The organism is Pseudomonas sp. GW821-FHT02C04, assembly GCF_059421845.1.
This window is the reverse complement of sequence record NZ_JBWKVT010000012.1, coordinates 90,562-108,776: the sequence shown is the minus strand read 5'-3', so window position 1 is coordinate 108,776 and position 18,215 is coordinate 90,562. Positions and strand designations below refer to the sequence as shown.

The 18,215-nt window shown below is 55.6% G+C and carries 13 protein-coding genes and 2 pseudogenes; 8 read left to right on the top strand and 7 right to left on the bottom strand.

Going from position 1 to position 18,215, the window contains the following annotated elements; all coding sequences use genetic code 11:
* Positions 1–2 precede the first annotated feature (2 nt).
* From AC07VV_RS29405 to AC07VV_RS29390, 4 genes are all read left to right on the top strand, one after another.
* Complete coding sequence (locus AC07VV_RS29405) at positions 3–1,961, top strand: DUF1302 domain-containing protein (RefSeq protein WP_495038235.1); 1,959 nt, start codon at positions 3–5, stop codon at positions 1,959–1,961.
* A 31-nt stretch (positions 1,962–1,992) separates the two neighbouring features.
* Positions 1,993–3,366, top strand: coding sequence for a DUF1329 domain-containing protein (locus AC07VV_RS29400; RefSeq protein ID WP_495038234.1), 1,374 nt, complete (start codon positions 1,993–1,995; stop codon positions 3,364–3,366).
* Between the two features lie 94 nt (positions 3,367–3,460).
* Positions 3,461–3,706 carry a FitA-like ribbon-helix-helix domain-containing protein gene (locus AC07VV_RS29395; RefSeq protein WP_495038233.1) on the top strand — a complete coding sequence of 82 codons (246 nt, stop codon included), beginning with the start codon at positions 3,461–3,463 and terminating at the stop codon, positions 3,704–3,706.
* Positions 3,703–4,134, top strand: a complete 432-nt coding sequence (locus AC07VV_RS29390; RefSeq protein WP_495038232.1) for a type II toxin-antitoxin system VapC family toxin — start codon at positions 3,703–3,705, stop codon at positions 4,132–4,134. The genes AC07VV_RS29395 and AC07VV_RS29390 overlap by 4 nt, the downstream gene beginning before the upstream one ends.
* A 95-nt stretch (positions 4,135–4,229) precedes the next feature.
* Here the strand turns inward: AC07VV_RS29390 and AC07VV_RS29385 are convergent, their stop codons facing one another.
* The gene (locus AC07VV_RS29385) at positions 4,230–4,943 is read right to left on the bottom strand and encodes a methyl-accepting chemotaxis protein (RefSeq protein WP_415753118.1); all 714 of its coding nucleotides are present in this window, start codon (positions 4,941–4,943) and stop codon (positions 4,230–4,232) included.
* A 144-nt stretch (positions 4,944–5,087) separates the two neighbouring features.
* A pseudogene (locus AC07VV_RS29380) lies at positions 5,088–6,014 on the bottom strand (methyl-accepting chemotaxis protein); the annotation flags it as partial.
* A 388-nt stretch (positions 6,015–6,402) separates the two neighbouring features.
* On the opposite strand from AC07VV_RS29380, the gene pmrG reads away from it, so the two are divergent.
* Together pmrG and AC07VV_RS29370 are read left to right on the top strand one after the other, a co-directional pair.
* The gene (gene pmrG / locus AC07VV_RS29375) at positions 6,403–7,074 is read left to right on the top strand and encodes a lipopolysaccharide core heptose(II)-phosphate phosphatase PmrG (protein ID WP_096818773.1); all 672 of its coding nucleotides are present in this window, start codon (positions 6,403–6,405) and stop codon (positions 7,072–7,074) included.
* Complete coding sequence (locus AC07VV_RS29370) at positions 7,071–7,892, top strand: phosphatase PAP2 family protein (protein WP_495038231.1); 822 nt, start codon at positions 7,071–7,073, stop codon at positions 7,890–7,892. The genes pmrG and AC07VV_RS29370 overlap by 4 nt, the downstream gene beginning before the upstream one ends.
* A 64-nt stretch (positions 7,893–7,956) precedes the next feature.
* On the opposite strand, the gene AC07VV_RS29365 is transcribed toward AC07VV_RS29370, so the two are convergent.
* Both AC07VV_RS29365 and rimJ read right to left on the bottom strand, forming a co-directional pair.
* Positions 7,957–9,432, bottom strand: coding sequence for an ArnT family glycosyltransferase (locus AC07VV_RS29365; RefSeq protein ID WP_495038230.1), 1,476 nt, complete (start codon positions 9,430–9,432; stop codon positions 7,957–7,959).
* A 30-nt stretch (positions 9,433–9,462) separates the two neighbouring features.
* Complete coding sequence (gene rimJ / locus AC07VV_RS29360) at positions 9,463–10,050, bottom strand: ribosomal protein S5-alanine N-acetyltransferase (RefSeq protein WP_495038229.1); 588 nt, start codon at positions 10,048–10,050, stop codon at positions 9,463–9,465.
* A gap of 156 nt (positions 10,051–10,206) precedes the next feature.
* Here rimJ and AC07VV_RS29355 point away from each other — a divergent pair, with 156 nt between their 5' ends.
* On the top strand, positions 10,207–10,785 hold the full coding sequence (locus tag AC07VV_RS29355; protein WP_495038228.1) for a GNAT family N-acetyltransferase: 579 nt from the start codon (positions 10,207–10,209) through the stop codon (positions 10,783–10,785).
* Positions 10,786–10,923: 138 nt separating this feature from the next.
* Here AC07VV_RS29355 and AC07VV_RS29350 read toward each other — a convergent pair whose 3' ends face one another.
* The 3 genes and pseudogenes from AC07VV_RS29350 to AC07VV_RS29340 all read right to left on the bottom strand — a co-directional run bounded on the left by AC07VV_RS29350 (position 10,924) and on the right by AC07VV_RS29340 (position 12,326).
* Positions 10,924–11,280 (bottom strand): DUF6124 family protein, encoded by a 357-nt coding sequence (locus AC07VV_RS29350; protein ID WP_495038227.1) that lies wholly within the window; start codon positions 11,278–11,280, stop codon positions 10,924–10,926.
* Positions 11,281–11,420: 140 nt separating this feature from the next.
* Positions 11,421–11,903 (bottom strand): annotated as a pseudogene (locus AC07VV_RS29345) (isochorismatase family protein).
* Between the two features lie 213 nt (positions 11,904–12,116).
* A complete protein-coding gene (locus AC07VV_RS29340) occupies positions 12,117–12,326 on the bottom strand; it encodes a YegP family protein (RefSeq protein WP_495038226.1) in 210 nt (69 codons plus the stop codon).
* Between the two features lie 1,010 nt (positions 12,327–13,336).
* Here AC07VV_RS29340 and AC07VV_RS29335 point away from each other — a divergent pair.
* Entirely contained in the window at positions 13,337–17,977 is a 4,641-nt protein-coding gene (locus tag AC07VV_RS29335) for an AAA family ATPase (protein WP_495038225.1), read from the top strand.
* The last annotated feature ends 238 nt before the right edge of the window (positions 17,978–18,215 follow it).

Genomic DNA, 18,215 nt, shown 5'->3' with positions numbered 1-18,215 from the left:
AGATGATCAACACTCGATTGCGCCTGTCTGGCGTAGCGCTCCCCGGTGTCGGTTTGGCAGGGCTGCTGCAACTCTGCGCAGTCGACGCGGTGCAGGCCGCCGAGTTCAGCGTGCTGGACAATCAGGTCACCGGCTCGCTCGACACGACCTTGTCCTACGGTCGCCTGTGGCGGGTCCAGGGCCGGGACAAGAATAACGATGACGTCAACACCAACGACGGCAATCGCAACTTCGACACCGGGCTGGTTTCCGAGGTGTACAAGATCACCTCGGAGCTGGAGGCCAACTACCAGAACTACGGCATGTTCCTGCGCGGCACCGCGTTCTACGACACCCAGTTGATGGACAAGCGCAACGACTACTACCACAACAACAGCCCGTCGCAGCCGAGCCAGAGTTATCCCCAGGACGATCGTTTCACCAGCCAGACCCGCGACATCGCCGGCAGCCGGATCGAGATGCTCGACGCCTACGTCCATGGCAGCTGGGACGTTGCGCAAATGCCGGTCACCGCGCGAGTGGGGCGTCAGGTGTTCAACTGGGGCGAGGGGATTTTCTATCGCGGCGGGATCAACACCACCAACCCGGTGGACGCCGCCAAGTACCGCTTGCCCGGCGCCGAGGTCAAGGAAGTGCTGATGCCGGTGGAGGCGGTCAGCTTCAACATCGGCCTGACCGACAGCCTGACGATGGAGAGCTTCTACCAGACCAACTGGAAAGAAACCCGCATCGATCCGGTCGGCACGTTCTACTCGCAGACCGACCTGTTCGCCGACGGCGGCAACACCGCTTACAACAACTTCAGCGGCACCGCACTTGATACGCCGGTGCCGGGGTTTGGCAATGTCATCGGTCTATACAGCGCACTGGGCAACAACCCGTTGCTCGGCCCGGCGCTGAAGTCCACCGGTCTCTACGCCAATGGCGTGACCCCTGCTTATGGCAACACCCTCAAGGTGGCGTCGATCGGCAAGGACTACAACGCGCGCAATGACGGCCAGTTCGGTTTTGCCTTTCGCTACATCGCCGAAGAGCTCAACAGCACCGAATTCGGCCTGTACATGGTCAACTACCACGCCAAGGAGCCGACCATCGCCGCTGACCTGGGCAGTTACAAGGGCATCGACATGAATGCCCTGACCAACATGCTCTCCAGCGTTGCCGGCAGTCAGGCCGGGGCTCTCGCCAACGGTCTGGCGACTGCCGATGTGATGGGCAACATTCAGGCCCATCGGCGTTATGCCGAAGACATCCGCATGTACGGTTTCAGCTTCAACACCACGCTGGGCAATGCCTCGGTATTCGGTGAACTGGCCTATCGGCCGAACCTGCCCATCGGCGTCGCGGCCACCAACGACCTGATCGGCGATCTGGCCAACGGGGCTGCCGCAGCGGTGTCCGGCAAGACCATCAATGTCGGCGGGCAAATGGTCACCCTCGACAGCCAGATCAACAACGCCGAGCGGGTGGAAGCGTTCAACACTTCGCTGGGCAGCATCTACAACTTCGGCCCGACGCTGTCGTTCGACTCGATGTTCGGCATCTTCGAACTGGCCTCCGAGCACCTGCGCGGCAGCAGCCTGCAATACACCGCCTACGACGGCAGCACCCGTTACTACGCCGGCACCGGCAACACTTCGTACGTGTCCGGCGGTGATCGCGACGATCAGGTCAATCGCAATTCTTACAGCTACACGGTGATGTTCAACGGCACCTGGAACGACGTGTACGCCGGGATCAACGTCTCGCCTTACGTCGTCTACAAGGACGATTTCAAGGGCAACAGCTACCAGGCCGGCAATGCCATCGAGGGTCGCAAGGCCTACACGCTGGGGGTCAAGGCCAACTACCAGAACAAGCTCGAAGCCGAACTGCAGTACACCGAGTTCTGGGGCGGCGGGCAGAACAACGGCATTCGCGACCGCGACAACGTCGGTTTCAACCTCAAGTATTTCTTGTGAGCCCACAGGTTTTTGAATTCGGAGAACGAACATGTTTCCTGCATCACGACTGACCAAGACCACACTGGCGTTGCTTTTGAGCCTCACCGCCGCAAGCGCACTGGCCGCCATCTCGCCCCAGCAAGCCGAGCAACTGAAAACCTCGCTCACCCCCATGGGCGCCGAGCGCGCCGGCAATGCTGCCGGCACCATTCCGGCCTGGACCGGCGGCATCACCCAGGCACCGGCCGGATACAAACCCGGTCAACATCACCTCGATCCGTACGCGGCGGACAAACCGCTGTTCACCATCACCAAGGCCAATCTCGACCAGTACAAGGCGCATCTCACACCGGGTCAGATCGCCTTGTTCAACAGCTACCCCGACACCTTCCAGATGCCGGTCTATCCTTCGCGCCGATCCGGCTCGGCGCCGCAATGGCTGTATGACAACACCCTGAAGAATGCGACCTCGGCCAAACTGCTGGAGGGCGGCAGCGGATTCGCCGATGCCTATGGCGGCGTGCCGTTCCCGGTGCCGAAGGATGGGGTCGAAGTGCTGTGGAATCACATCACTCGCTATCGCGGCATTTACGTCGTCCGTCGCGCTTCCGAAGCACCGGTGCAACGCAACGGCAGCTTCGCGCTGGTGACCTCGCAGCAGGAAGGCTTCTTCAACTACTACCGCCCGGGCGGCCAGTTCGCCGACCTGAAAAACATCCTGTTCTACTACCTCGCCTTCGTGAAAAGCCCGGCACGCCTCGCCGGTGGCGCAGCGTTGGTGCACGAGACACTGGACCAGCTCAAGGACGCCCGCCAGGCCTGGATCTACGACGCCGGCCAACGCCGCGTCCGCCGCGCGCCGAACCTCGCCTACGACACGCCGATCGCCTCATCCGATGGCCTGCGCACCGCAGACGACACCGACCTGTTCAACGGCTCCCCCGACCGCTTCGACTGGAAGCTCAAGGGCAAGCAGGAAATCTACATTCCCTACAACAACTACAAAGTCGGCAGCCCCGACGTGAAATACGCCCAACTGCTCACCCCCGGCCACCTCAACCCGCAATACACCCGCTACGAGCTGCACCGGGTCTGGGTGGTGGAAGGCACACTCAAACCAGGCGCACGACATATCTATTCCAAACGCGTGCTGTTCCTCGACGAAGACAGCTGGGGCGCCGCCCTGGTGGATCAATACGACGGGCGAGGGGAGTTGTGGCGCGTATCGATGGCCTACCTGAAAAACTTCTACGACCTGCCCACCACCTGGAGCGCACTAGACGTGTTCCACGACTTGCAGGCGCGTCGTTATTACGTGCAAAACCTGGATAACGAAGAGGCCTCCACCGTCGACTTCTCGCAACCGGTGCCGGAGGATTCGTATTTCATGCCGTCGGCGTTGCGGCAGCGGGGGACGCGCTGAACAGGTAAATCGGCCGTTCAGCAGTTTTTCAAGTTTCAGCAAGATCCAGTGTGCTAGCCTGCAATCAATGATTTCATTGATTGCAGGAGGCGTCATGGCCAGCATCACCATTCGAAACCTTGATGAAAAGCTCAAGGAGCAATTGCGGATCACCGCCGCTCACAACGGACACTCCATGGAAGAAGAGGCTCGTCTGATACTCGGCCGGGCCTTGGCAACAGTCGATCGCACCGGAGGTCTTGGAAGCCGGATACGCAATAGGTTCAGTGCCGTAGGCGGAGTGGACCTTGATCTGCCCGACCGTTCAGAGAAAGCTGCCGGGGTGGATTTTTCTGAATGATAGTGCTCGATACCAACGTTCTTTCAGAGTTTATGCGCGTCGAACCTGAGACCCGGGTGCTTGCCTGGGTTGATGCACAACCCGCGATGGATTTGGCAATCAGCGCGATAACGGTGGCAGAAATACTTCACGGAATCGCACGGCTTCCCTCGGGAAAGCGCAAACAAAATCTTGAAGCTCTTGCCATGGCGATGTTCGAAGAGGACTTTGCCGGACGCATATTGCCCTTTGATGCGCATGCCGCTGTCGAGTACGCGACACTGGTTGCAGATTGCGAATCAAGGGGACGAGCCGCATCGATGGCAGATGCGCAGATAGCAGCCATCTGTCGAACTCATGGAGTGCCGATTGCTACTCGCAATGTGAAGGACTTTGAGTTCAGCGGGGTCGAGGTGATCAACCCTTGGGTGACCGGAGAGATGGCGTAGTCGTTTTTAATGCTCAAAAAAGCCCGCGTCCGAAGTGATGATGAATCATTTCGGACGCGGGCTTTTTGTTATGCGTTGCTATTCGACGCTAAACATCAAACGCGGAAATGGCTAACCATCTGCTGCAACTGCCCACCCAACCGCGCCAGTTCAACACTGGATTTAGCCGTCTCATCACTCGCCGCAGCAGTCTGCTCCGACACGTCACGGACGTTGATGATGCTGCGGCTGATTTCTTCGGCCACGGCGCTTTGCTGTTCGGCGGCAGCGGCGATCTGCTGGTTCATCGACTGGATGTTCGACACCGTGCGGGTGATGTTTTCCAGGGATGAGCCGGCCTTGCGGGTCAGGGCGACGCTGCTGTCGGTCAGGGCGCGGCTGTTGTTCATCACGGCCGAGACTTGCTGAGTGCCGTTTTGCAGACCGGCTACCAGGCCTTCGATTTCCTCGGTGGATTTCTGCGTGCGCTGGGCCAGGCCACGGACTTCGTCGGCAACCACGGCAAAACCGCGACCGGCCTCACCGGCACGGGCGGCTTCGATGGCGGCGTTGAGGGCCAGCAGGTTGGTCTGCTCGGCCACGGCCTTGATCACGTCCATGACGCTGCCAATCTTGTCGCTTTCCTGTTGCAGCACGCTCATGGCTTCGGTGGAACGCACCACTTCGCTGGCCAGACGCTCGATCTGGGCGATGGCTTCGTTAACCACTTTGTCACCCTCGCGGGCTTCGCCGTCAGCGGCGGCCGCGGCTTGCGAGGCTTCTTCGGCGTTGCGCGCGACTTCCTGCACGGTGGCAGTCATCTCGTGCATGGCGGTGGCCACCTGATCGGTCTCGATCTTCTGGCTGTTGACGCCGGCGCTGGTTTGCTCGGTGACGGCCGACAGCTCTTCGGCAGCGCTGGCGATCTGGGTCACGCCGTCGCGGATGCCGCTGATCAGGTCACGCAGGGTCACGCCCATGCGCGCGATGCCTTGTTGCAGCACGCCGAGTTCATCGCGGCGGGTGACGATCACGTTGTGGCTCAGGTCGCCGCTGGCGATGCGGTCGACCACGGCCATGGTTTCCTGCAACGGACGGGTGATCTGGCGGGTGATGATGAAGGCAGCGATGACGCCGACCAGCAAGGCCAGCAGGGTGCTGATCAGTTGCAGGGTGCGGGCCTGAGCGCTTTCCATGTCACGACGGTCGAGCTGGATCTGATACATCTGCTCGCTCAGGGTCACGATGGTGGCGCCCTGATCGGTCATTTCCTTGCGTGCCTGCACCGCATCGGTGTTGGCGTTCTTGTAAGCCTGCAACGCGCTGCGGTAGTTGGTCAGGGCGGTTTCCAGCTGACGCAGGGCGTCTTGCTGGGTGTCGGCGAAATGCGCGTTCAGTTGCTTGAGGCTGGCGATGGCCACGTCCAGCTGACCGACGGCTTTCTGCTCGGTCTCGGCGTTGGTGGTGGCGGTGTAGCCGCGCACTTCGTAGCGCGCCAGGATGAAGGCTTCCTTGGCGGCGGTAATGGCCTGGAACTGCTCGAAACGCTGTTCACTCATGGCCATCTGCTGGACGCGGGTGCTGATCGATTCGATCAGGTCGTACGCGGTCTCGGCATTGACGCTCATGGTGTCGCGCGCCGTGTTGCCGGTGCGGTAGGCGTTGCGCATCTTGTTCAGGGACGTCTGGTATTCGGCGATGGTCGCCGCCTGCGCCTTGAGCAACTTGACGTTTTCCGGGCTCTTGAATTTGCCGATCAACGCTTGCTGTTGCGCAGCGAAACCGTCGAGGGTGGTCTGCACGTTCTGCGCGGCGGTTTCGTCGCCGTTGGTCAGCATGTATTGCAGGCGCACCACGCGCAGCTTGGTCAGGCCAGAGTTGAGCTGGGTGATGTCACTCATCCAGTTGCTGCGGTCAATCAGGCCGCCCAGGCTGGTCCAGCCCGTCAGGGCCAGAATGCAGGTCAGGGCCAGGACGAGACCGAATCCCAGCCCCAGTTTGAGGTTCACGCTGATGTTGCCGAACCAGCTATTCATCACAATTCCTCCAGAAACGTTGTGCTTCTTGATCGTCGGTTAGGCTGGAAGATTGTTGTTTTTTTGAGCCAGCAAGGGTGTTAGCAGGACTGTATCGGCCGCAAATCCTGGAGCTGAAAGGATTTTGTCCGACGGAATTTGTAACAAGGGATCCCAAGACTTTTTTCACATGACTTTCACTGGCTGCCCACGGGGGCGTCTGTACCTTCGCCGCATCAAATGACAGTGATATAGGCTGGCGAGGCGAATTTTTGTGGAATTGAGACTGAGTCTGTTCGGCGTCAAACGCTCGATCGATCTGAGTGGTTTGGCCCGCTTTCGAAACGCCGGGGTTGTTCTGGCCGTGTCGGCACTGGTGATTCCGCTGACCCTGTGGCTGCTCGCCCCGGCGGCGGTGCCTGACCTCGCCCACGGCAATGTGGCCGGCGCACAGGCGTTGGCGACCGGTTGGGCCAAGGGCGACATGATAGTGCTGGTGCGTCATGTCGAGCGCTGCGATCACTCCCCGGCGCCGTGCCTGAGCGGCAATGACGGCATCACCGACCGTTCGCGCAGTGTCGCGGTTGCTGTCGGTGCGCAATTCGAGCGCCTGGGCCTGAACAACGCCGACATCTATAACAGCCCGATGACCCGCACCGTGCAGACCGCCGGTTACATGTTCAACCGGGCGACGGCCGGCGAAGACTGGCTGATCAGTTGCAAGGGCCGTATGTTGCAGGACGCGCTCGCGCACAAGGTCCCGGGGCGTAACCTGATCCTGGTCACCCACAGCGAATGCATGGCGCAGCTGGAAAAAGACCTCAAGGTCCCGGCCTCGACCCTCGGTTATGGTTCTTCGCTGTTCGTTTCCGCTGCCAGCCTGGCGGCTCCAAAGATGCTCGGCTTCATCGAGGCCTCTGACTGGCGTACGGTGACCACCCGATGACTTCTCGCTTTTACGCTTACAACTTCGGCATCCCGCTGTGTTGTGCGGCGGTGGTGTTCCTGATGTTCGACATGACTCACATCGACATCGCCTTCAGCAACCTGCTGTTCGATCCGCTGACCAATACCTTCCCGCTCGACAAGATTCACTTCTTTGAAAAGCTGACCCACAAGTGGGCGCGGATCATTCCGAACTGGACCGCTGAAATCGCCCTGATCGGCGCGATGCTGTCGGTGGTCTGGCCGTTGGTCAATCCGCAGAAGCGCCCGGGCCTCGCCGGGTTTCTGGAGCGCAGCAAAGTGGCGCCGGTGCTGCGTTTTGCCGCTGACCATCGGCGGGATTTTCTGTTTGTGGTGGTGGCGTTCGCGGTGTGTACCGGCGTGATCCACTTCCTCAAGGCCCACACCAGCGTTTACTGCCCGATCGAGACGACGCTGTACGGCGGAAAAATGGCTCACATCGAGTGGTACAGCAATTTCCAGCTGTTCCATGAAGCTGGTGACGGTCGTTGCTGGCCGGGCGGACATGCGTCCGGCGGGTTCACCATGCTGGCGCTGTATTTTGTCGCGCGTCGTTATCAGTGGCGCTTCTCCAGCGCCTTGTTGTGGGGCTCGCTGTTGCTCGGTTTCGTCTACGGCACCACACGCGTCCTGCAAGGCTGGCACTACATGTCCCACACGTTCTGGGCCGGGATCTTCGTGTGGCTGGCGTGTTTGCTGACGGCTCTGGCGTTTTATGGACGGGCTCGTCTGGAACTGCCGGTGTTGAGCAAACGTGAGCGACAGGTGTTCAGTGCACAGCCTGAGGTTTCTCTCTGAAGCGTCGCCACTGAAATGAAAAACCCGCCATCATCGGCGGGTTTTTCGTTTTTGCGTCACGGCATCAATAGCCGACGAAGTAGTACGCCTGGCGTCCGACCATCATGACCTTGAGCACCTTCAGCGGTGCGACGGGCTCGCTGTCCCCCGACATCACCGCGATGTTCGATGGCGAAGCACTGAGGAAATCCTTCAATTGCGCATCGGTATCCAGCCCCTTGAGGACACTCTGGGTGTAGAACACGCTGGCGCCGCCGACCCGTTCGTTGGCTTGAAACAGCGCGACCTGATGGCCGCTGGCTTGCAGGCTCTGGATATGTTCGGTCAGTGGCAGGAACGACAATTCCTTGTCCGCGTTTGGCAGTGCCCATTGCGCCGCGCCGAGATAGCTGGCGATCACCACGGTCAGTAAGCCGGCCGCTAACGCCTGACGATGACGGGCGATCCATCCGACAAACCCGCTGTTACGGTCCTTCAACCTCTCGAACAGTACACCCGCATATTCCGCCGCGATCACCGCCGCCGCTGGCGTCATCGACATCAGGTACACCGTGCGTTTACTCGAGGCCAGAGTCAGCATGATGAACTGCGCAACGATCCACAGGCTGAAAAACAGCAGGTAACGATTGGCCTTCAATTGTTTGCGGAAGTGCCACAGCCCCAGGTACACCAGAATATTCCAGGGCAGGAACGCTTCGGGCAGTTTGGCGATGTAGTAGTAAAACGGCTCATAGTGCCCGGCTTCGACGAACGATCCGCTGAAACGCCCGACGCTGTTGGTCAGCAAGACTTCTCTGACTGCCTGAGCGCCGCCGTGCTGATAGAGCACCGCGAGCCAGATCAGCAGCGGAATCAGCCCGACGATTGTCAGCAATCCCGGCCGCAGCCAGTCGGTCAGTTTGAAGTGCTTGTCCATCAGGGTGTCGGCCAGCAGATAAGCGAAAATCACCACCCCCGGCATCGCCAGACCGAGCACGCCTTTACTCAGCGTGGCGATGGCAATCCCGACGGCAAACAGCAGCGAATTGCCGAACGTCGATGCTCGTTGCGCCTGGAAAAACGCCAGCAGTGCCGTGGTCACGCCGAGTGCGAGCAAGGCATCCTCGCCAACCCCGCGCACATTGCTCCAGTAACTGGCCATGGTCGCCAGCAGAATGCCTGCTGTCCACGCGATCGTTTTCGGCCGTTCGAAGCGCCGCAACATGCCGTACAACAGCATCACGCTGAGCAGGCCAGCCACCGCCGATGCCAGTCGCACTGCCCACGGAGAAACACCGAACACGCGCATGGCGCCAGCGTCCAGCCACAGGCTCAGCGGTGGTTTTTCCAGAAACGGTTCGCCGAACAGACGGGGCGTCACCCAGTCATCGTCCAGATGCATCTCCATGGCGATGCCGGCGACGCGGGCCTCGGTGGAGCCTTGCAATTGATGGTTACCCAGCGCGAAGAAAAACAGCAGGGCGGCAAGCAGGAACAGTGAAGTGGCGGCACGCGACGACATAGGTTTCAGATAACCGGAAGGGGCGAGAGGCGTGAGCATACGTCGCCAATGCTTAACAAATTGTGAAACTCATGCAAGGCGACGGGACCAGCGTTGGTCCGGTGCTTCGAATTGCGGATTGACCAGAGCCGTCAGCACATGGTCTTGCCAGCGTCCGGCAATGTTCAGGTAGGCCTTTGCGTAGCCTTCTTTCTTGAACCCCAGGCGCTCAAGCAACCGTGCACTGCGTTCATTGCCGGGAATGTAGTTGGCCATGATCCGGTGCAGGTTCTGGGTCTCGAACATGTAGGCAATGGCGGACTCCAGCGCCTCCTGCATCAGACCCTGACCCTGATGGGCTGCATCGATGTGATAACCCAGATAACACGCCTGGAACGCACCGCGAATAATCCCGCTGAAGTTGCAGGCACCGATCATTTGCTGACCGTCCGGAGTCAGCAGTGCGAGGTGCACGGCCAGCCCGGCATCGAAAGCGCTGGCTTGCACTTCAAGGCGTCGGCGAATCTGTTCGGTGGAGAAGTAGTCGGTGGTGCGAATCGGTGACCACGGGGCGAGATGGCGCAGGTTGCGTTGGTAGAAATCGCTTTCCAGGGGCGCCTGATCCGGGTCGAGTACCGCGAGCGTCTGGCGTTGGCAGGGCAGGGTCAACAGCGGCATCGGACGCTCCGGGTCTCGGGATTGATCAACAGAATTGCCCGGCAGGCAGGAAATTACAAATCGCGGGTGGTTTGATTCGTTCTATAAATTTGCGCCGTTCGCCGCACAGTCAGGTATTGGCTTGTCGTGCACGAAGGCGTTTTCAAGGAGGATGCGATGGAGTTTGCGTTAATGGCGGGGGGCGAGTCACTGCTCGTCAGATCCCCGGATCCGGCGTTGTACCTTGCGTTTCAGCGAGCGTTGAACGTCAGTTACCCGGAGCATTCGGAGTTTTTGCCCTGGGCCCGTGCGCACACGACCGAGGAACAGGCGCTGGAGTTCTTGCACAAGGCTCGTGATGAGTTCGACAGCGAAACCGGCGAGCGCAGGTTTTTCGTCGTTGCTGCCGACGGGACGGCGATCATCGGTTGCATCGGCTTGAAACCGCGGGGGCGTCATCGTTACGTTGTTGGTTATTGGGCTAACAGCGAACATTCGGGAAAGGGTTATCTGCGCGCCGCGCTGACTCAAGTGCTGGGTCGATTTCCCGAGGCCACGTTTTACCTGACCACGTCTTCCGCCAACCTGCGCAGTCAGCACTTGGCCGCTGCTGCAGGGTTCTTGTTGATCAGGGTTCGTCTACAGGCCCGGCATTCGGAGCAACACGGTGTTCAGGACACGTATGTGTATCGCTTCACCGCCAAATCCCGGGCAAAAAAAAGCCCGCAGGAGAGCGGGCGAACCGTAGTTTCTTGAATGAGCGAGCGGACTGTACAGCTTTGGTGGAAAGGGAGCTGTGAAGAAAAATTCATGTCCCGACTCACCCCCGAGCAAGGCTGCAACAGAACAGGGCAGCAAGCGTTTATCGTGGGTTGATGCGTCAGAGTTTAGATTTCAGTGACAGCGAATTGGCATCGATTCGGCGGACAAGTGCTGCGGGGCAAGCTTGCTCAAGGCGCTGTCGACCAGCATCTCCGCCAACCCGGCCAACTGATGCATCGCGACTGCCCGGGCGCGCTGTGCTTCATCCGGGCGGTGGATGAAATCCTGCGCAATGGCGTTGAGCGAGGCGAGGTTCTGGCTGGCGTGGGTCAACAAGGTGAGCAAGTCGACATCAGGCCGCACGCTGAAGATCTGGTTGACCGGAACGAGCTGGGAACTGCGTCTGCTAGTGTTGTCCGTGCGAACGACAGTGTCTGATCGATCGGTAATCGTCGGGCTCTCGACAGGATTCGGGGGGTCTTTTTTCATGACCGGGCTCCATGTGATGGGTGATCCTTGCGCTTCGGCGGGTCTGTGCCGTTCACCTGAGTGCAGCGAAGTCCGGAGGGTAACCGTGTGAAACGGAGGGCACCAGTTCATGAAAGTCGACGCGTGTTGAGGGAAATTTCCTAGGATGTGTGCAGACTGGATCGAAGTTCTTCCGACGTCAGCGTGTGCCCGAAGTGATGCACCCATAACTTCACGCCCAATCCACCCGAACGATCCAGCGAAGAACCCACGGTGAGATCGGTCAGCAACGTCGGCTGCAACCCTGCATCAAACAGCGCAAATCCGGCAGCGAGGCAGCAAGTCTCAGTCTGCAGACCTCAGACCAGCACGCGATCCAGATTCAGGCCTTTCAGATAATCGATCGTGTCCGGCGACGGCGCATAACCGTGTTTGATGAAAATGCGATCCGCCTCGATCAGGCTGTCATCGTCCGGCGCAGGGTGCCAGCCGAGCTGGCGCTGGAAAGGGGTGCGGCTTTCGTCGTGACGTTCGACCGTGGCGACGCTGGGCATTATGCCGATGAGCGAGCGGATGCCTTCGACCAGCCATGGCGGCGGGGAAAAGCAGGGTTGTACGTCGATGATCAGCAGTGCCTGGCGCATGGGCTCTCCGGATAAAAATCCCCAGATGCGACAAGGCCCGCACTTGGCGGGCCTTGTCGTTGAGAGTTGGTGGGCCGGGGGCGTTTGAACTCGGCTGTTAAGTGCCAGCTTTTACTGGCTGAGGCCGATGGTTGAAACCTCGGGATACACGTAGGGATACACAACCAAAATATCCTACGAGGTCGACCGCTATATCTTTTACACGCTGGGAGCCTATTTTCTTAGCCTGTCGTAATCGTCATCGCCGATTACAGGAGCAGTCGACGACTCCGTTTTCATTAAGCTGACCGCATGCTCGCAATCGACAAGGTTGTTGTATCCCTCGGAGCTGACCGCAATGGTTTTGCCATTCTTTGCGGTGAACCTCCAGCGCCATTCAGCAGCCGTGTCTTTGTAGATATAGAAATACGATACGCCACTCATAGTTGGTCACCCGTTGTCTGTGTAGGTAGTGCTAACCGGCATGTGGATCAGCACGTCTATTAGCGTCCGTGCATAGTGCCCACAGCAAAAAGGACTGGCTCAGCAGCTCGAATTCGACACTACTGCTTCCCATTGAGGCTGTCCATGCAGCTTTTGAAAGTCCTGACGGTCTACCGTCCTAAAGTGCGGGGGGACCCTGGGTGCTTTGCGTTCACACGGGGTCGGAAACCCGCGGGATTTTGGTTGTGGTAAGCCCCCAGCTTACTGAAATTTCAGTCATTGAAATCGAAAGGATTTGGTTGAAAAAAGACCATTATTACCGCATTGGTAACGATGGTCTTTTGTGTCGATGATCCTGCACGTCTCGGGCCGTCCACCAAGTCAACCAATGCAAAAAAATCACCCACTACCAAGATCACGCGGGTTTTGTGCCCGTGTCATTCAGAAATGCCCAGGGTCCCCGGCGACCTCCCAACATCTGTGCAGATGCACAGGTGAACTGCGTGTTCACCCGGTTCACCTGTTCACCCGGTTCACCTGTTCACTAAGTTGAGCTCCTTTCCGCTAACAAGGTCCGGCGGGTTTCCGACCCCGTGGGGATGTTATCTGCTCAGGAGTCCCCTTCGCGGTCGGGGTGCATTCGCTGATGGCTCCCATTGCTTACGGGGAGTGGGGGCGAATACCTATTAAAGGAAGTGTAACTCGTGTTACAGATGTAGCGAGCTGGCCTAACTTATTGAAAATAAGCCATAAATAACCGTTGCACGTAATGTTCGGTTCGTCCTGCGTGTGGTGTAACAACGCATGCTGGTGTAACAACGCATGCTGGTGTAACACATTTCGGCTTTCACCACAGGATTTTGCTAGCCGTCAGAGCAGAGCCTCAAGAAGCTAGGACAAAATCCAAGAAGAACCCACAGCTACATAATTATGCTTAACGTCCCGATCGTTATGTAACTACACTTCTTCCGGTTAGTAATCCATAGTGATGCGCCTCAGAGCCGAAAGTCATGCTCAAGATGATTGGAGCGCTAAGGATAAATCAGGAAGAGACAACCTATGACAGGAGTGAACAAATGAGCATTGCAGGCATACGCTCCAATCGAGGCGACGTCTACCAGACCCTGGTTGCATTCGACTGGGCGCTGACAGTACTGTCAGATCAAGACTTTCAATGGCTTGAAATAGATTCGACCACCTATTCCGTAGATGACGTCGTAATCAGTAAAACTGATGGTACGTTGATTGCCTGTCAGTGCAAAAAAAATCAAACCGATTTCAAGGCTTGGTCGATGAGCGACCTCTCCGATGAGTTGGAGAAAGCCTCTAAATTAGTAGCGGCTAATCAGAACGCGTATGTCAGGTTTTATTCTAGAAGTAACTTTGGTGATGTGGCAAAATTAAAAGAGCATTGTTCGACTCAGTCCAATGAAGCTAGTTACAGAAGTAGCTTGGGTATAGAGCTTAAAGCTGTAGATGCAAGTTTAACGGCGCTGCTTGCGAAATTTTCCAAAAATCTCTCAGTCTTTGAGTTTCTTCGTCGAACAAATTTTATAACTAGTGACGACTTGGACCGTATGGAGGGTCTGTTGCGTGAGCGTCTGCGCAGTATGGTGAGCAATCCTGACTCAGCATTTGCGGCACTTTGGACAAGCCTCGACAAACTGGGTGCACGTTTTGTTGGTATTAATTCCTCTGCTGCAATCCAGGATCGCTTGACCAAAGGTGACCTGAAAAACATTCTCCAAAAGGCGGGAGCACTTCTGGTTCCACCAATGAACCTAGTCGATATACGCCATTCGTTCTCAAGCACTTCGGCAATCGGCCGATCTTGGCGACGAGACATCGCTGGCCACCGTCTCAGTAATGGGGTGTTGGATGAGCTTCTTGTCTCTATTGATGCTCAAAAAAGATCAATTTTGCTAACAGGTCTTCCAGGATCAGGGAAATCCTGTGTCATGCTGGAGTTGCAGGAGGCGCTAGAAAAAAGAGCACAAACTAACCCTGATATTGTGCCACTCTTTATCCAGTCCCGTGAATTCGCAGATCTGGCAGCATCAGAGGATCGTGCAGCGCAGGGTTTGTCTGTTTTATGGGTTGAGAAAGCTGCCAGATTAGCTGAAGAAGCACAGGTAATTGTACTAATTGATTCTTTGGACGTATTGTCCATTGCACGCGATCATCGAGTGCTTCAATACTTCTTAGCACAAATAGACCGTCTTTTATTGATTCCTAATATCACAGTAATCACTGCCTGTCGCGAGTTTGATAGACGCTATGATAGAAGGATTGCTGAGCGAAAATGGGCGTGTGAGTTGAGGTGCAATCCTCTAGATTGGTCGAGCGAGATTGTCCCGTTACTTGAAGCATTGGGAATTTCGACTGATACTATTGATGCTAGTACTCGCCATTTGATACGGAATCCCCGCGAGCTCGCATTATTCGTCGAGTTAGCCCAGCGTGACGGAAGTTTCAATGTTGTAACCAGCCAAGCTTTGGGGCAGCGTTATCTCGATACGGTTGTGCGCTCCAACAATGAATTGGGAGACGTGGCTGTACAAGCAATTGAAGCTCTCGCATCAGAAATGCTGAAAGCTAGAAGCTTAGTGGTTCCCCACCAGCGATTCGCGGCCTCTCAAGAAATTCAGCGTAAACTTTGTAGCCTTAACGTGCTGCAAGAAACGCAGGACGGAAAATTAACATTTGGGCATCAAACTTTATTGGATGTCCTAGTAATTAGTGGTGCATTACGTAGTGGTGTCACCCTGAATGAGTTTATACAAAGTTTACCGCCCGTTCCTTTTGTAAGGCCTAGCATACGCAGTTTTGTCGCACAGTTAGTATTGGGTGAGCGCCGGGAATTTAGAAAACAACTCAGGTCGGTGTTGATGGGCTCTGGAGCGTTTCATATCAGACGCCTGGTAGCAGAGTCTTTTGCTGAGCAGTTACCGCATGAGGAGGATTGGCCACTAATACGCGACTTGCGGGACAGGCACCGGGATGTCTTTCAGGTGATTTATGGTTTGGCCAGTGCAGTTGAATGGCATCATTTTTGGATCGAGCACTTAGTACCCGCTTTGCGAGTCGCGCAGGATGCGGAAGGATTGAAAGTACATGCTCATCGCGTTGCACAATGGAGCAATGTTGAATGCTCGGGCGTGTTGACTTTCTGGATGGAAATATTGTCTATAAGCTGGCTCGACAGCACTGAAATTGCGGAGCGACTAGGAGTTTATTTATCCGAAATCAAGTCGGAGCACATGGCGCTCATCGTACCGCTGCTTCAGCGACTACTTGCTATGCCGCAGAGGGAATATAGTTTTCTCGGCAGGGTTATTTCTAATTGTGTGGAGGCAGGTGTTGTTGAAGATGAAGTGCTCTGGCGTTATGTGTCAGGTGACATAAGCGACGAGGATGCTCTTAAATTCAGGCTGGATAACAAGTTGCGTTGTCAGGCGCATGAATTTGGGGACAGAGATAAAAACTTTATCGGCACACGAATGCTGCATTCCACTAATTTTCTGGATTTGGCGATTGAGTCAATCGAGCACTGGAGCAATGTCCGCGCATCACGTTTTGGTGACACCCGTATAGGCTATCGGGCTGGGTTTCTAAACGAAACCTCATATCAAGATGCGCATAGTCGAAGAGATATGAGTCATAAGGGTAGTTTGAATGTTCTTTTTGATGCGATTGAAGCATCAGTTATGCATCACGCGGAAAACAATTCCGAATGGTGGAATACTAATAGAGAGCGGCTTTGTTTCAACCACGAAGGCGCGTTACTTTATTTTGCCATTCTTGCTTGCACTGCATCTCCATCAACCAATCTTCCTCTGATCGGCAGGATGTTGTGTGATCAAAATATGCTGGAGTTTGAGCTGTCTTACGAATTGGGGTCTCTAATTAATACGGCATTTATTCTGCTAGACATCTGTGTGCAAGACCTTGTAACGGCTAATATCCTTGGTCTCTGGAAAGAACACGATTCAGAGATGTCAACGCTATGGGTGCTGAGGGCGAAAACTGAGCTAATAATAGCTATTCCTACCTATCTCCGGTCACGTGAGTTGCAGTCGATAGTGGACCATTACGAGAAAAAAGAAGGAGCAATGATCAGACAGCCAAGTATTAACTCGTTCGGCGGTATGGTTCGACCGCCATTCACATTCGAAGTTTTTTGTGACGCAACTGATAGTGGTGTATTGAGATTGTTATCCCACTACCATGGCCACTCGGATTGGGGAGGTTCGGATTTTTTGGTCGGCGGGGAGCGTGAAGTTGGTTGGCAGTTGCGGGAGGCCTCTTCCCGGCATCCCTCCAGATTTTTAAGTTTATTATGTCTCAATTGGAGTGTAATGCCTCAGGTTTTCCGCGATGACATTATGGATGGTGTTGCCACCTACTTGGCACATCGGTATGGAAACTTGAAAGCAAATGAAACTTGGCAGCCAATCGAAGAAACTCAAGCCGAACTGCTGTCATGCCAGATTCTCGATGAACTAGAACGACATCCAACAGAATGGCGCCATCGACGCTCTACAGCCAAAGCGCTTGAAGCTTGTGCCTACGTTATAGACAGCCCGCAAGAAGCGGTACGGCTTGTATCTTTGGCCGAAGAGTTTTTGGAGCTTTATGAGGCTGACCCAATTGAGGGGGACTCTGTAGGCTTGATTGAATTAGGTATTAATATGGCAAAGGGAGACGTCGCCGATGCCTTAATGATATTGGCCAATAATTTTGGAGAGCGTAATTATGAACTTCCGGATTCCTTAATATCCACGCTTAAACGTTTTGCCTGTGATAATCAACCTGCGATCCGCGCCATGATCCTGCGACGCTTACCATATTTGCAAAGCGTGTATTTCGATTTGGGATGGGAAATGTTTGATCTCGCCATTCAAGGTGGGAATGAACTTTGGAAAATTGCCGAACCGTGCCTTTATTATGCCTATCACAATAATTTCGAAGTTGTCATGCCCGTGCTCGCTCGCCTTTGTGACGAGGGGGGAGGTGAGGAATTAGAGGTATGGGGTCGTATTTCCGCGCTAGCTACAATGACTAATCATATAAATATTTCTGAGTTTGTTGAGGACTTGAGTGCGCTGGACAGTACAGACGCTTGGCGGGGTGCGGCAACCGTTTGGACGTATCACGAAAATATTCGAAAGAACCGTGCGCAGTGCCTAACCGGTATCAGCCTTGGATTAAATGTAGGTGGCGCTCACGCCTTATCTGTTGCCGAGCAAATGGCTCATATTTTCGACGATAGAATCGAAGCGATCTCGATTCCAATAGAGTTTGTTGAACGATTTTTTTCAGTGTATGAAAGTAACAGGGAGGAGGAAAAAAGACAGCATCGTCTCTTCGGATTTCATGAGTGGCTGAACACTATCGTACAGCGTGATCCAGACCTGGCTTTAGCGGCAACAGAAAGTTATCTTGCTTATGTCAGTGCTGGAAGCGTTCATCTCTATGATCATAAAAATAGCTTGACCCAGCTCATGACACGGCTCTTCGCTGAAGCGGAAGAGCGTGAGGACTACGATAGCGGTTCAATGTTGCGGCGCGTAGTTGTAATACAGGATGCTCTACTGTCACTTGGCGTTAATGGTGTAAATGATTGGTTGAAAGCTGCTGAGAGGCCATAATGCGTATGTTTCTGCAATAGGATCTTCAGCGGTAAGCAATTGCTTTGCTCGATATTAAAAAAGGGCCTACATAGGCCCTTTTTTCAGGTATTGCCATTTTATTTCTTCAGCCACCCCTCGACGACATCGGCGCCGTGTTGGGGAAAAAGGGGACAGATTTATTTTGAAGGAAATCAATCTGTCCCCTTTTTTCATTTGTCTTCGAGTGTCTTTCTCATGACGAGGCTCCATGATTTCA

What these genes read in the sequence shown, in the direction of transcription:
- AC07VV_RS29405 (WP_495038235.1), top strand. Translation starts at nt 3, where the DNA reads ATGATCAACACTCGATTGCGCCTGTCTGGCGTAGCGCTCCCCGGTGTC.
- AC07VV_RS29400 (WP_495038234.1), top strand. Translation starts at nt 1,993, where the DNA reads ATGTTTCCTGCATCACGACTGACCAAGACCACACTGGCGTTGCTTTTG.
- AC07VV_RS29395 (WP_495038233.1), top strand. Translation starts at nt 3,461, where the DNA reads ATGGCCAGCATCACCATTCGAAACCTTGATGAAAAGCTCAAGGAGCAA.
- AC07VV_RS29390 (WP_495038232.1), top strand. Translation starts at nt 3,703, where the DNA reads ATGATAGTGCTCGATACCAACGTTCTTTCAGAGTTTATGCGCGTCGAA.
- AC07VV_RS29385 (WP_415753118.1), bottom strand. Translation starts at nt 4,943, where the DNA reads ATGCACGAGATGACTGCCACCGTGCAGGAAGTCGCGCGCAACGCCGAA.
- AC07VV_RS29370 (WP_495038231.1), top strand. Translation starts at nt 7,071, where the DNA reads ATGACTTCTCGCTTTTACGCTTACAACTTCGGCATCCCGCTGTGTTGT.
- AC07VV_RS29365 (WP_495038230.1), bottom strand. Translation starts at nt 9,432, where the DNA reads ATGCTCACGCCTCTCGCCCCTTCCGGTTATCTGAAACCTATGTCGTCG.
- rimJ (WP_495038229.1), bottom strand. Translation starts at nt 10,050, where the DNA reads ATGCCGCTGTTGACCCTGCCCTGCCAACGCCAGACGCTCGCGGTACTC.
- AC07VV_RS29355 (WP_495038228.1), top strand. Translation starts at nt 10,207, where the DNA reads ATGGAGTTTGCGTTAATGGCGGGGGGCGAGTCACTGCTCGTCAGATCC.
- AC07VV_RS29350 (WP_495038227.1), bottom strand. Translation starts at nt 11,280, where the DNA reads ATGAAAAAAGACCCCCCGAATCCTGTCGAGAGCCCGACGATTACCGAT.
- AC07VV_RS29340 (WP_495038226.1), bottom strand. Translation starts at nt 12,326, where the DNA reads ATGAGTGGCGTATCGTATTTCTATATCTACAAAGACACGGCTGCTGAA.
- AC07VV_RS29335 (WP_495038225.1), top strand. Translation starts at nt 13,337, where the DNA reads ATGCTCAAGATGATTGGAGCGCTAAGGATAAATCAGGAAGAGACAACC.